We start from the raw sequence: 12315 nt of genomic DNA on the forward strand, positions 1-12315 counted from the left end.
GCGAAGAAAGGAATGGCTGTTGCGGCCGGCTGATCTAGACCAGTCCTGGTCGAAATCGCCTGTTTTTGAAATAGGTGCGGATTGCAAACGCCCTTCGCGGAGGGTTTGATGCGGGTCGCGCTTAGGGAGGATCCGCAATGAGCAGCACGATCGACGCCGCCGGAAAATCCGCGAGAACATCACGCCGTCGCTTCCTGCAGGTCGGCACCGCGGTGGCGGGTGGCGCCGTTCTGGGCGCTGGTGCGTCGGCCGCGGCGGAGACGGACAACCTTCCGCCCAACATTCCCGAATGGATGAAGGCGCCGGGCGAGCCGATGGGAGCCCAGCCCTATGGCGCGCCGTCTCCGTTCGAGAAGGACGTCGTCAAGAACATCTCGAAGAATCTCAAGCAGTACATATCGGCCTCCAGCCGGACGCCATTGCAGGAGCTCGACGGCATCATCACGCCGAATGGATTGTTCTACGAGCGGCATCATGGCGGTGTTCCGACCATCGATCCGGCGCAGCATCGGTTGATGCTACACGGCCTCGTCGAACGGCCCCTGATCTTCACGATGGACGATCTCAGGCGCTTCCCGTCGGAGTCGCGCATCCACTTCCTCGAATGCTCCGGCAATCCCGGTTACACCAAGCCCTATGGCAAGACGGCATCGGACCTCGTGGGTCTGGTGAGTTGCGCCGAATGGACCGGCGTGAGCCTGAAGCTGGTGCTCCAGGAGGCCGGATTGAAACCGGACGCCAAATGGGTCGTCGCCGAAGGCGCTGACGCCGCCGCGCTGACGCGCAGCATTCCGATCGAGAAATGCCTCGAGGACGCCCTTCTGGTCTACAGCCAGAACGGCGAGCGGTTGCGTCCGCAGCAGGGCTATCCCTTGCGGCTGTTCCTGCCCGGCTTCGAAGGCAATATGAGCGTGAAGTGGCTGCGCCGCCTGCACGTGACCGCGGAGCCCACTTATTCGCGCGAAGAGACCTCGAAATACACCGATCTGTTGCCCGACGGCACGGCGCGCGAATTTTCCTTCTACATGGAAGCGAAGTCGATCATTACGCGTCCCTCGGGCGGTCATCGCCTGAGCGCGCCCGGCTTCCACGAGATCACCGGCATCGCCTGGAGCGGACATGGCAAGATCAAGCGTGTCGAGGTTTCGGTCGATGACGGCAAGAGCTGGCAGGACGCGCGATTGCAGGAGCCGGTGTTGACGCGCGCACTCACGCGCTTCCGCCTGCCTTGGCAATGGGACGGCAAGCCAGCCGTGATCCAGAGCCGTGCCGTCGACGAGACCGGCTATGTGCAGCCGACGCTGGCCGAGCTGCTCGCGGTGCGCGGCGAGAACTATTTCTACCACAACAACGCGATCTGGCCCTGGCGGATCGCGGCCGACGGCGAGGTGACCAATGCCCTGGCGTGAGACCTGCGGCGTCGCCGTCGCAATCGCGCTGGGTGCCTTCGCGAGCGAAGCGCAGGCGCAAAGCCCGTACGGTATCGGTCGCCCGGCGACGGCTGCGGAGATCGCGGGCTGGAATATCGATGTCGGCCGTGACGGCCAGAATCTGCCGAAGGGAGGCGGCTCGGTCAGCCATGGGCGCGAGGTGTTCGCTCGGCAATGTGCTTCCTGCCATGGCGACAAAGGCGAGGGTGGCTTGGGTGACCGGCTCGCCGGTGGGCAGGGCACGATCGGGACTGCCAAGCCGATCCGTACCGTCGGCAGCTATTGGCCTTATGCGCCGACGCTTTTCGATTATATCCGCCGCGCCATGCCGCAGAACGCGCCGCAGTCGCTGAGTGACGAGGACGTCTATGCGGTGTCCGCCTATATCCTGAACCTGAACGGGCTGGTGAGAGCCGATGCGACACTCGATGCCAAATCGCTTTCGGCAGTCAAAATGCCGAACCGCGACAGCTTCGTCGGCGATGCGCGCCCGGACGTGAAAAAGTGATCGTATCGGGACGATCAGTTCCGCGCAGTGGCTCGGAACTTGCTTAAGCGAAGCGCGGAACTCGCAGGATGCGTTTGAGTTAACCCGCGAGAGGAAACAGTACGGGTCCTTCGATGACAACACATCGCTTCGCAAACTCCATGTCCTCGGCGCTTCGCCATCCCGGCGTGATCGCGCTGATCGTGGCCGGCTTGACGATTGCTGCGATGGTGATCGTCGATCACGGGCCGTGGAACCGCGCCAAGACTCAGCCGGCTCATGTTGCGATGTATGCGACGACGGGCGAGGCCGCACATGCCGCCGGCGCCAAGGTGCTTCCCACCGCACCGAAGTCGCCGGTCGAGCCGGAGCGGCCGGGGCCGAAGACATCTCCGACCGTCAATCCCGTGACGCCGTAATACGGTTCATCAGCGTGCCGGCCGTAGTCGCGGCCTTCATCATCGCCGTCGCCTGCAGATCTTGGCGTCGCAGATCTTGGCGCCGCAGATCTCGGCGTCGCTGTCGCCGGTCTGGTCAGCCGATCGCGGACGAGCCGAGCAGCGCGAGGACGGCCAGCGCCATGATCGCGGTGCCGAGCCAACCCAGCGCGACCAGCCGTGAGCGGGCCTTGAAGCGGCCCATGATCGCACGGCTCGAGACGATCAGCATCATCATGGCCATGACCGGCACGGCAACGATGCCGTTGAGCACCGCGCTCCATACCAGCATGTGTATCGAGTCGATGCCGGTGAAGCCGAGGCCGAAGCCGATGATGGTTGCGGCCGCGATGATGGTGTAGAAGCCGACCGCTTTTTCCGGCTTCGCCTCCAGCGTGGCGTGCCAGCCGAAAGTCTCCGCGACGGCGTAAGCCGCCGAGCCCGCCAGCACCGGGATCGCCAGAAGGCCGGTGCCGATGATGCCGAGCGCGAACAGCGCGAAGGTGAAGTCGCCGGCGAGCGGACGCAGCGCTTCGGCCGCTTCCGTCGCCGAGTTGATCCTGGTGACGCCATTGCCGTTCAGCACGGCCGCCGTGGTCAGGATGATGAAGAAGGCGATGCTGTTGGAGAGCAGCATGCCGACGATGGTGTCGGCCTTGATCCGCGCGATTTCAGGGGCGCCCCCGGTTGGAAGGTCGCGCAGCGGCTTGTCGCGCTTGCCCTGGTTCATCTCCTCGACCTCCTGCGAGGCCTGCCAGAAGAAGAGATAGGGGCTGATGGTGGTGCCGAGCACGGCGACGACCATCAGGAAATAGTCGGCGCTGATCGTCGCTTTCGGCCATACCGCGGCGAGCAACGCGGTGCCCCACGGGATATTCACGGTGAAGGCGGTGGCGACATAGGCGAACAGCGTCAGCGTCAGGAATTTCAGCACCGGCGAATAGCGGCGATAGGGCACGAACACCTGGAGCAGGGTCGAGCCCGCCGCGAAGATCAGGGCGTGCTCGTGATTGAGCCCGCCGATGACCAGCGAGAGCGCCTCCGCCATCGCGGCGATGTCGGCGGCGATGTTGAAGGTGTTGGCGATGACGAGCAGCGAGACGAGCCCCAGCACGATCCAGCGCGGCGCGAGCTGCAGGACGTTGGCGGCGAGCCCTTTGCCGGTGACCCGGCCGATCCGAGCGCTGACGAGCTGAATCGCAATCATGAACGGCAGGGTCAGAAACACCGTCCAGAGCAGCCCGTAGCCGAATTGCGCACCCGCCTGCGAATAGGTGGCGATGCCCGACGGATCGTCGTCGGCTGCGCCGGTGATGAGCCCGGGCCCCAGCCGTTGCAGCAGCCTCGGCCCGGACTTCGCCGATCCTTCGGCGCTGGCGTGCTTGGCGGCGTGCTGCTTCGATCGGTTTGACAGGGGCTGACCTTCCGGATTCCGGAATTGCGAAGTGTGCTTCAAGCGCGTCATGGCCGCAAAGTTCCTGCGTCGGCCGGCGTCGCGCCGTCTGCTGAAGCCAATGCCACGTCATCCTTTGACACGTCGGGCAAAACACTTGTAGAGTAGTACCATCACAGAGATCGTTCGAGCCCGCACCGTCACCGGTTGCGGGCTCTTCCTTTTCCCTCCGTTCAAAACGGTCGCCAGCCCCGCGCGCCAGAACATGTCGCCGACGGTCGGCCGATCCCTGGTCACAGAAAGCCGTCGGCGATCAGGCAGCACTTGCTCGACGGTCTGGTTCTCATGCCAGTGGCGCCCTCCGCCCGGCGGGGTTAACGTTGTTGCTCTGATTCGCGCCTTCCGAAAATTTGGAACCAAAGCTGGATGAGCGCGTTGCGGTGCCGTTTGACGGGCCGTTCCAACCCGCCCCGGCAGCAAAGTCACGGTGCGGTCCTGCCTTGCCCAAGGCGAGGCCGCGCGCGGTACGAGCAAAGAATTTGCAACGACAAAAGGGGGCACATTTGGCCGCCGATCTGGTTTTCAGAATTGCAATTGTCGGGCTGTTTCTGTTTTCAGCGGTGCTCGCTTCGATGCTGTGGCTGAACGTATGAGCCTCGACGCGTGAGCCTCGACGTATGAGTCTCGTCCTGCCGTTTGGAACGGCCGGTCCATGGTGGCGTTTGCTCTTCCATGAGGGAGGAAACGCGATGGACAATCTGACGAAGCGCGGGCAACCGGACCGCAGCAAGATCAACATGCACGAGGCCCACGAGGTCAAGTACTGGACGCACGCGCTCGGCATATCGAAGGAGGAGCTGCAAAAGGCTGTCGACAAGGTCGGCAATTCGGCCGCCGCCGTCCGCAAGGAATTGGCGACGTAACGCGTCCGACGCATGCGCCCCGGGGCGTGCTGCTACTTGATGCTGACGAACATGCCCCAGGCGGCGGCCAGCGCGCCGCCGGTGAAGACGACCACCGGGTTGTCGCAGAACGTGCTGCCATAGCTGCACACGTTCGCACCGAACTGGCCGAGCTCGTGATGGCTCGCGGAGTAGAACAGTCCCGACAGCACCAGCAATGCGGCGGCGACGTAATACATCGACGAAATCTCCAGCTTGCCCATGCGCCCTCGCAAGGGACATGTCCCAGCATGACGCGGAGAGATTTCATTCCGCCGAATCCGCTTCGCCGCATTTGGATAAAATTCGAAGCGTCAGGTAGCAGAGTGAACCGTGTGCCAACGCGCGGGCCACGACCGCGCTTTGCGGCAAGGCAGAAGTGATGTAACTTCTCTTGCGAGCTGCCATGAGGACGTGCCGACAGTCCCGTATTCGCCAATTATCTCAGCGGCAGCGCTGATGCCGTCGGCGGGCAATTCCTAGACCTGTAATCTCTGGTCTGTTCAATCGCAGTCAAAACCAAGGCGCGAATGACGTGCACACCGCGTGAGGTGCGCGTGAAGGAAAATGCCGTATTTCACAATCAGGAGCTTACAATGGATCGGAAAACCTTTCTGGTCGGCGTTATGGCCGCCGCATGCCTTGTTGCAACCTCTACACTAATACCGGGCACCGGGCACGCCCAAGCGGATCCGAGAGTAACGAAATCGATGGAAACCTTAAAAGCCATGACGGCGAAATTAGGAGCCCCCAAGCTCGAAGGAAGGGAAGCTGTTGGGGGTAAAGACGCACCAGCTCTGTATTTCGGCACGACTAAGATCAATAGCAACTTCGACATCGTCGACGCGGTTGGAAGCGAGGACGGCAAAGGGATGACGGCCACGCTGTTTGCAAAAGACGGAGGCGAATACGTCCGAGTATCCACAAGTGTGCCAAAACCCGATGGAAGTGGCCGAGCAGTTGGCACCGTCCTAGCCGGGCCAGCGCTTGAATCGATCAAGGCGGGGAAGAGCCATTACGGCGAGGTGCCTATACTGGGTACGCCCTACATAACCGGATATGAACCGATCAAGGACAGTACGGGCGCCGAAATCGGCATCTATTACGTCGGCTACAAGAAGTAGTTGAGAGCCATAAGAAATCGTCTGGCAACACTGGACGCGCGGCCGTAGCTGTCGAGGTCCGAGTTGGGTCAAAACCGGCAATACTCTGATTGAGCAAAGAATTTCTGCTTAGACCCCGACAGCCGACGTCTGCTCCTTTATGAGTACACGCCCTAGTTCAAAGGCCTGCACGTCAGCGAAGCAATCTTGCCGGACGCATTGAAGGTGAGGGTCGCGCTCACGACGCCATCGCGCGCGATATAGGAGATGGCTGCTCCATCCACGGACGGATTGAGATCGTCCAGATGCGAAGCGGGACAATCCCTGAGACGATCGACCCAATAGGCGCGGAGGCCCTGCCGCGTCGAAATCGTCTTCATGCCGCCGCAGGCGCAAGGGACGATCGCGTCATCGGCATACATTCCCAAAATGGCTTCGATGGTCGCCGGCGCGGTAGGCATCAAGCCAGTCAACCGCAGCGGCCATCGCGTCAAAGGACATGTTTCCTACCTACGTGCCGTTATTGGCCGCAGCTTGAGGCAAGGCACCATGAACCCGAAGTGAAGATCGTATTGACTAAATGTTCATGATTTGTTCTTATTGTCCCGTCGTCAGGTGGAGATCGGCCGTGGACAATCGCATCAATGAAATCCGCAACATCGTCAGAGCGTTACGCGTCAGCATGCGAGAGGCCGAGGCCATCATGCACGAGCAGATCAATCGCGACGAGGACTGCACCTTCGTGGCGGAAGAGATCATGAAGATGCGCGTCGTGATGAGCGGCCTGGTTCAGGAGCGGACGTGGCTCGGCGACAGCGAGCCTATTCTCGTGCACAGCCTTTTCGTTCCGCGCCGGCCGCTGGCAACGCCGCGGACTGGTCTTGCCAAGCGCCGCCTCGTACCGCACGGAATTGAGCAGCAACGGGGCCACGCACGCACGTGATCATGGATGGACAATCTCAGGCGGTTTCCGGCGCCGTGGGTCATGATCGCGGAAGAGGGGTGTTTCCGAGTCAAGGACGCGAACGGCTTCACGATCGCTGCGTTCTTCATCGCGATGATCTGCACTCGTGGGGCTACCAATATGCCCACCAGTATCTATCGCGCGACGAGGCGCGACGGATCGCAACGGCAATCGCGCGATTGCCGGAGCTGTTGAAGCGTCCTCAGTATTGAGCTGTTCGCTTTGCCAAGTCCCCTTTGGAACTTCTTGCTGCAAACTGGAATTAGTTTTGTGGTCGGCCCACCGCCGATGGCCGGCCTGGAATGGCGGCTCCGGCGCCCCCCAGCCCCCCGTCCCGCGCCGGGGCCGTTTTCAGGAGTTAGGGCTGGTCCGACAAAAACACTGGGGCAGGCCCTTTTGCATCGCCGGCAGACCTTCAGCAGGCAACCGGAGATCGTTTTCGGTCTCGACGAAACACGCCTGAAACATTGCTGAAACCCGATTGTCCTGAACGCCGCGCCCGTTCGCCTCGACCAACGGAGCGAGAAGGAGACAAGTCATGATCCAGGTCGGTTCGAAAGAAGAAGTCGCGTTTCTGCTGGCGCTGTTCGGCACCCACACCCAGCCGGTCAAGCGACCGAAGCCGAAATCGCAGCAACGCTGAAGGCGGAGCCATGCCCGGTTTGGCCGATTGCCAGAGCCTCTTGCGTCTCTTGATCGCAAGGGGCGATCCGAGGGCCATTCCGCTCGCCAAAGGCGCCATCGATCAATATTTGAACACCGCGCCGGCCAGCCTCCGGGGGCGCGGCCTCCGCGTGCTCCAGCGCGATGCGCTCGACCAGCACGGTGCCGCGGTCGGGGTGCAGCGCTCCTTCGCGGAGACGGTGGACGCCTATATCGAGCGGAAGCTTGCGGAGGAGTGACACCTTCCGGTGCGGCGGTTGGGCAGCGTGGCTGCCGGTCAGGCTGCGACGGGCGGCGTGGCTTCCGCCAACAGCAGCCCGATCTTCCGGTCGAGCTGCCAGACCTCGACGTTGCCCCGGCGCGTGAACTGTTGTGCAACGCGAAGCGCGGATGCATCGGAGTCAGCCTCGAACGCTTCGGCAGAGCGAAACACGCCGTTCTCGCCGACCAGATAGGCGCGGTATTGCCGGGTCATGACGGCGGCCTCAGGCCAGGCGAATGCAGCCAGGACTCGATCTGGATGGCCGTCTCGTCCTGTCGCGCCCGGCGCAGCAGGATCTCACGGCGGCGTCCCGGCGCAAGCACCTGGGCCTCCTCGCGAAGGCGTGCGGCCTCGTCTGCGAGCCGCTCGTGGAGAGTTTTGGACTGTTTGAAACGACGTCGCTTCAGCATGACACTGCTCCCTCGTTAGAGTGGGGCGGGAGCGCAACTGGCGTTCTCATCACCGACCGATGCCACTTGCCGCACGGTGATGGCTGACTGTAGGCCTGTCCTCGGCAGGCGTCTGCAACATTTGATACATTCCGCTGAAATTCTCGAGCGTCCGTCGCGGCGAGGTTTTAGTCCCTTGAGCCGGGGACCGTCAGCCCCGACAGGTCGAGCGCGAACACGCTGCCAGGCAACGAGCTCGCATGCATGGACTTCGCGCATCGGTCGGAACAGCAGAAGCGCGAAGTACCGGGCGAACATGCGTTGACATCGTTCTTGTTATGTTCTAAATGCCGTCAACTCAACCTATGAGCGAGACGTGATCGGTGGTCACGCCTCGAAACTTACCTGAGGCGGCCGGATGAGTAAGTCGTTTCTTGCCTTGGTTTTGTTGGAGACGCCTGCAACTCCGGACATGGCCGCGGTTGCCAAGGCTATTCGCGCGCGACATCCCGAACTGCCGATGGAGATGGACGGAGGCGGCGAGGGGAGCGGTCGCCAGGGTTCGCCGCTCCTTCGCTGTGGCAACGAACTCGTTGCGGTCATGTCGATGCCGGCGCCCATTCCAGAAGATCCCGGCCTGTGGTCGCGCGCTTCCGCGACATGGCCGCAGGGCAAGGCGATCGCGGCGCGGCACCGAGGGCATCTGATCGTTTCGGTGCTTGGCCAAAACCAGCGACCTTTGCCCACCGCTCGTCTGACGACTGCTGTCATCGGCGCGTTGATCGCGACCATGCCGCAATGCTGCGCCGTCGTTTGGAACGGCAAGGTCGCGCGACCCACAGATCTATGGCTAGACATGTCCAGCCGATCGTTTGCGCCGTTTCCCGATTACCCTTCCTCGCTGTGGGTCGACATACTGCCGTTCCGATCGGACACAGGCATCGGCGCAGTAACGATGGGGCTGTCAGCATTTGCCGAGCGTGAAGTTGAGTTCGAGACCCACAAGCTGACACTTGCAACCCTGATCGAAAAAGTGAATGGCCTTGCCGTCTATCTGGTTGAGCACGGGCTTGTGGTCAAAGACGGTGATACGTTTGGTCGCGACTCGCGCGAGCGCTTCTTGGTTCGTTACAAGAACTCCGATCAATTCGGCGGCCTGCCTGTGCTTTTCTGCACCGACGGTTCGGCAGGATAGCGAGTGATGATACGCGAAGGAGTTGCGGGCGAGCCGTTTAGGATCCGTCGTTTTGACACGTCGGGCAAAACACTGGCAGAATGGCATCATCGAGATGAATTTGGATCAAGCCCGCGGGGGTGCCGCGGGCTTTTTTGTTGGCAGTTGATGGTCGTTCTACGTCGCGTCTCGACGCGCATGATGGTCATGGGTACGAAGCAACAGATTATACTGCAAAACGGCCCAAAGCGCGAAGCAGCGCTACTACGAAGTCGATTGCTTCTGTCTTCCGTACCGACGGTTTGGCGTAATGAGTGTGATGAGCCGAGCGCATATTCGGAGGGAGGAATGATTCATGGCCGCATCCCCTACTGAACGGCGAAAGCCGAAGGCGCCGAAACTCTATCGTGTCGGGCTGGATTTCAGAATTCACACGCCCCCCGGTTTGGAAATGGAAAATTTCGCCGCGCTTGGCGCCGGCCGCGTGCTGCTTTCACCGCGGGGCAATCGAAGCTTTCCTCCGCTCGCCGAAACGCCACGGTTGCTGATCGACAAATCTCTCGGTCGACCGCCGGTCGATTGGGAGCTATTTCACGACTTTTGGCTTGTATCCGATCGGATGAAGAGCGTTCTGGAGGCCATGGATAGAGAGGGGGTGGCGTTCTTGAAGTGCGAAACGCGGTCACTGAATGGATCTGCTCCGGTTTATTGGCTTGGCGATATCGTGCGCCAGCTCGATGTCATCGACGAGGAAAAGTCGAACGTCGAAATCCTGGATGATGGGACAGATTTCAGGCGGTACAGTAACGTGGCGATTTCCAGCTTTGTCTTTAGAGAGGAGGCCATCGGTTCTGCTCATATTTTCCGGCCACGCTTTCTGGAGACGAGGATTATTTGCGACCAAGCAATGAAGGACGCCTGCAAGGCTGCCGGTCTTAGAGGCCTAAGCTTCGGAGATCCCTACGGCAATTATAAGAACCTTCGTCCTTAGTGTCTTCACGTCGAGATTCGTGGAAGACTTGGCTTTGTCCGTTTGCGGACTCGCCGAAGACATTCGCACACTCTAGCAGAGGGGCGGATGCTCCGATTCAGTTCAATAGTACGGATCGCTGCCGTCGTCACGCCGACTTAAAGGCGACGACGTTGTAGGTGCGGCGTACCGATCGGCGATGCCGGGTGCGGCGGCCACATGGATATCTAGCGCGCACGCAAAGAGGCCGGCTCTCACCGCCGGCCATCCACCAAGCATTTCAGATCAGACCCGCCGGCTGCGATCACGAGCAGCTCGGATGCCGGCGTGCGCCAGAAAGTAGCGGCTGCATGTTTCAAAATCATCACGTCTTGCCTCAGCATTTCGCAAGCCACCCGGTCATCTACTTTCTGGCTGATCGATTCAATCCTGAAGCAATTAGAAATCGTATGTTCTTGCCGTCCAGTCAGGGGCTGGCAACCGATCTCAGTTCGAGTCCGCATACTGGGGGGCATCTCGGAACGTACTACGAGGGATTTTGCGAGTACCTGAAGCACGTCAAAATATCTCGAAGCTACGCTGCGGCTCTTGCGGGCGATACGCGAGGGCTAGATGAGGTGGCTTCGGATGTGAACGCATTTGTGGCTGCTGCCAAGTACGCGTTGGCGAACGGCCATCTCTTTGCCAACACCTCAACGAGAATGACGTCAGAGGAAGCAAACGCGGCGAACAGGAATTGGTTCAGAGACTGGAGAAAATATGCCGCCGACAATCAAGCGCAGATCCAGCAGATGCAGGAGACAGTGGACCAGCTGTCCAATGCTGGTCAAGCGGATGCGGCCTTGTATTTTCCGCTTCTGTCCCCGACCAGCGATCTCAGCATGGCAGAGAGGATCGAAATCTTAAAGCGCTTCCCGGAAGGCTCCCCTATCTCGCTGCAGTTCACCCCTGTCGGCCCCGTCCCTGATCTTCCGGGCCTCGTTCCACCCCTTGTCCATACCCGCTTGCCAGGATTCATTCCGCCTTCACTTGAGGGAGCGAACGAGCCGGAAGGGTTTACACCAAGCAATCCGCTTCTGACGTATGGATTGCCAGGGTTTCCGGTCCCTCCCTCAGGTTGGCACCGTCTGATGCAAGTCCCTCCCAGTGTGGCTGTGCCGCCGGAGCCGCAGGTCTTGCAATTTCACTCGGAGATAGGCCAGCCACTCACGTATCTCTCTGATGGATCACAGGTGCTGGGGCCGCAGGCACCTCCTGATCAGGGCTCTGCGTCGCTGATGGGGGCGGCTGTGCTTGGTACAGGAGCCATGATGATACCTGGAGCACAAGGCCTTGGCGCCGCGTTGCTCGCAGGCTCAACTGTTGGCGCCCTCACTCGCCCCGCTTTCCCAGCAACCATCTCCAGCGATACCGAGGTTGGAGATGGCAGCGTCTTTTCCAACGGAGCAGCTCCCTATCAACCGTTCGACGTCAACGTTCCTGTCCAACGCGTTGATGATGGATGGGGGGATTCTCTCGGGCCATCCGGACCACCGCGAACGGAGAGCCGGATCCTTGGTTCAGAGCCCGAACGTGCCAGCACCTTTGCAGATCGGTTCGGAAACTGGACCGACACGCCAGCCGGAGCTATGCCTGCCCAGAATGTACAACAAGCGCCGACCGCTCCTGCCGCGGGAGCAGTCGCACCCGAAGAGGTTCGGCGTCTCACCCGCGTCAACGCGACAAATGCGAGCAGCGTCTTCACATCAGGGAGTGCGCCGGTCCCGTATCTCCCTTCCGTGGAATTCAACGATCGGTTCGGTAACTGGATCGCGCCGATTGGTGAGAGCCCGCGGCAGGTAAGCAAGCCGATGGGCGCGTTCGCGGATGAGCCGCCTTACATCATTCCGCCGCCGATCTTCGGCTCGGATGATCGGGGTAATCCGCGCAATGATGCTGAAGAATGGTTTGCGCGCTGGATACGGCCGTTGCTTCGGCCGGAGTGAAGGCGTCGAAGTCCTAGGCGCACCACGCGAGGTCGTTTGACACGTCGGGCAACACACTGGCAGAATGGCATCATCGAGATGAGTTCGGATCAAGCCCGCGGAATCCCGCGGGCTTTG

At 61.0% G+C, this 12315-nt stretch carries 15 protein-coding genes; 10 read left to right on the forward strand and 5 right to left on the reverse strand.

What is annotated here, in order from left to right:
- Nucleotides 1–137 precede the first annotated feature (137 nt).
- The 3 genes from soxC to ABIB99_RS25910 all read left to right on the forward strand — a co-directional run bounded on the left by soxC (nucleotide 138) and on the right by ABIB99_RS25910 (nucleotide 2336).
- Nucleotides 138–1409 (forward strand): sulfite dehydrogenase, encoded by a 1272-nt coding sequence (soxC, locus tag ABIB99_RS25900; RefSeq protein ID WP_354115066.1) that lies wholly within the window; start codon nucleotides 138–140, stop codon nucleotides 1407–1409.
- Complete coding sequence (locus ABIB99_RS25905) at nucleotides 1396–1938, forward strand: c-type cytochrome (protein ID WP_354178036.1); 543 nt, start codon at nucleotides 1396–1398, stop codon at nucleotides 1936–1938. Before soxC ends, ABIB99_RS25905 begins: the two co-directional genes overlap by 14 nt.
- 113 nt (nucleotides 1939–2051) lie before the next feature.
- The gene (locus ABIB99_RS25910) at nucleotides 2052–2336 is read left to right on the forward strand and encodes a hypothetical protein (RefSeq protein WP_028153026.1); all 285 of its coding nucleotides are present in this window, start codon (nucleotides 2052–2054) and stop codon (nucleotides 2334–2336) included.
- A 115-nt stretch (nucleotides 2337–2451) separates the two neighbouring features.
- On the opposite strand, the gene ABIB99_RS25915 is transcribed toward ABIB99_RS25910, so the two are convergent.
- On the reverse strand, nucleotides 2452–3819 hold the full coding sequence (locus ABIB99_RS25915; RefSeq protein WP_354178037.1) for an NRAMP family divalent metal transporter: 1368 nt from the start codon (nucleotides 3817–3819) through the stop codon (nucleotides 2452–2454).
- Between the two features lie 677 nt (nucleotides 3820–4496).
- Here ABIB99_RS25915 and ABIB99_RS25920 point away from each other — a divergent pair.
- A complete protein-coding gene (locus ABIB99_RS25920; RefSeq protein WP_071911790.1) occupies nucleotides 4497–4670 on the forward strand; it encodes a DUF3606 domain-containing protein in 174 nt (57 codons plus the stop codon).
- 32 nt (nucleotides 4671–4702) lie between these two features.
- On the opposite strand, the gene ABIB99_RS25925 is transcribed toward ABIB99_RS25920, so the two are convergent.
- Nucleotides 4703–4888 (reverse strand): hypothetical protein, encoded by a 186-nt coding sequence (locus tag ABIB99_RS25925; RefSeq protein ID WP_014493715.1) that lies wholly within the window; start codon nucleotides 4886–4888, stop codon nucleotides 4703–4705.
- 357 nt (nucleotides 4889–5245) lie between these two features.
- Here ABIB99_RS25925 and ABIB99_RS25930 point away from each other — a divergent pair, with 357 nt between their 5' ends.
- Nucleotides 5246–5812 (forward strand): Cache 3/Cache 2 fusion domain-containing protein, encoded by a 567-nt coding sequence (locus ABIB99_RS25930; RefSeq protein ID WP_354178038.1) that lies wholly within the window; start codon nucleotides 5246–5248, stop codon nucleotides 5810–5812.
- A gap of 152 nt (nucleotides 5813–5964) precedes the next feature.
- On the opposite strand, the gene ABIB99_RS25935 is transcribed toward ABIB99_RS25930, so the two are convergent.
- Nucleotides 5965–6252, reverse strand: coding sequence for a nuclear transport factor 2 family protein (locus ABIB99_RS25935; protein ID WP_354178040.1), 288 nt, complete (start codon nucleotides 6250–6252; stop codon nucleotides 5965–5967).
- Between the two features lie 167 nt (nucleotides 6253–6419).
- Here ABIB99_RS25935 and ABIB99_RS25940 point away from each other — a divergent pair, with 167 nt between their 5' ends.
- Together ABIB99_RS25940 and ABIB99_RS25945 are read left to right on the forward strand one after the other, a co-directional pair.
- Nucleotides 6420–6734, forward strand: a complete 315-nt coding sequence (locus ABIB99_RS25940) for a hypothetical protein (RefSeq protein ID WP_354178041.1) — start codon at nucleotides 6420–6422, stop codon at nucleotides 6732–6734.
- Between the two features lie 674 nt (nucleotides 6735–7408).
- Nucleotides 7409–7657: a hypothetical protein gene (locus tag ABIB99_RS25945; protein ID WP_014493719.1), complete on the forward strand. Its 249-nt coding sequence runs from the start codon at nucleotides 7409–7411 to the stop codon at nucleotides 7655–7657.
- A gap of 38 nt (nucleotides 7658–7695) precedes the next feature.
- On the opposite strand, the gene ABIB99_RS25950 is transcribed toward ABIB99_RS25945, so the two are convergent.
- Both ABIB99_RS25950 and ABIB99_RS25955 read right to left on the reverse strand, forming a co-directional pair.
- A complete protein-coding gene (locus ABIB99_RS25950; RefSeq protein ID WP_354178043.1) occupies nucleotides 7696–7893 on the reverse strand; it encodes a hypothetical protein in 198 nt (65 codons plus the stop codon).
- Nucleotides 7890–8090 (reverse strand): hypothetical protein, encoded by a 201-nt coding sequence (locus ABIB99_RS25955; protein WP_354178045.1) that lies wholly within the window; start codon nucleotides 8088–8090, stop codon nucleotides 7890–7892. The genes ABIB99_RS25950 and ABIB99_RS25955 overlap by 4 nt, the downstream gene beginning before the upstream one ends.
- Before the next feature lie 397 nt (nucleotides 8091–8487).
- Here ABIB99_RS25955 and ABIB99_RS25960 point away from each other — a divergent pair, with 397 nt between their 5' ends.
- The 3 genes from ABIB99_RS25960 (at nucleotide 8488) to ABIB99_RS25970 (ending at nucleotide 12198) form a co-directional block, all read left to right on the forward strand.
- A complete protein-coding gene (locus ABIB99_RS25960) occupies nucleotides 8488–9264 on the forward strand; it encodes a DUF4261 domain-containing protein (RefSeq protein WP_354178047.1) in 777 nt (258 codons plus the stop codon).
- Between the two features lie 334 nt (nucleotides 9265–9598).
- On the forward strand, nucleotides 9599–10234 hold the full coding sequence (locus ABIB99_RS25965; protein ID WP_354178049.1) for an imm11 family protein: 636 nt from the start codon (nucleotides 9599–9601) through the stop codon (nucleotides 10232–10234).
- 329 nt (nucleotides 10235–10563) lie between these two features.
- Nucleotides 10564–12198: a hypothetical protein gene (locus ABIB99_RS25970; RefSeq protein WP_354178050.1), complete on the forward strand. Its 1635-nt coding sequence runs from the start codon at nucleotides 10564–10566 to the stop codon at nucleotides 12196–12198.
- Nucleotides 12199–12315: the final 117 nt, after the last annotated feature.

Origin of the sequence: Bradyrhizobium sp. LA6.1 (genome assembly GCF_040547805.1) — a bacterium.
Classification (GTDB): domain Bacteria; phylum Pseudomonadota; class Alphaproteobacteria; order Rhizobiales; family Xanthobacteraceae; genus Bradyrhizobium; species Bradyrhizobium barranii.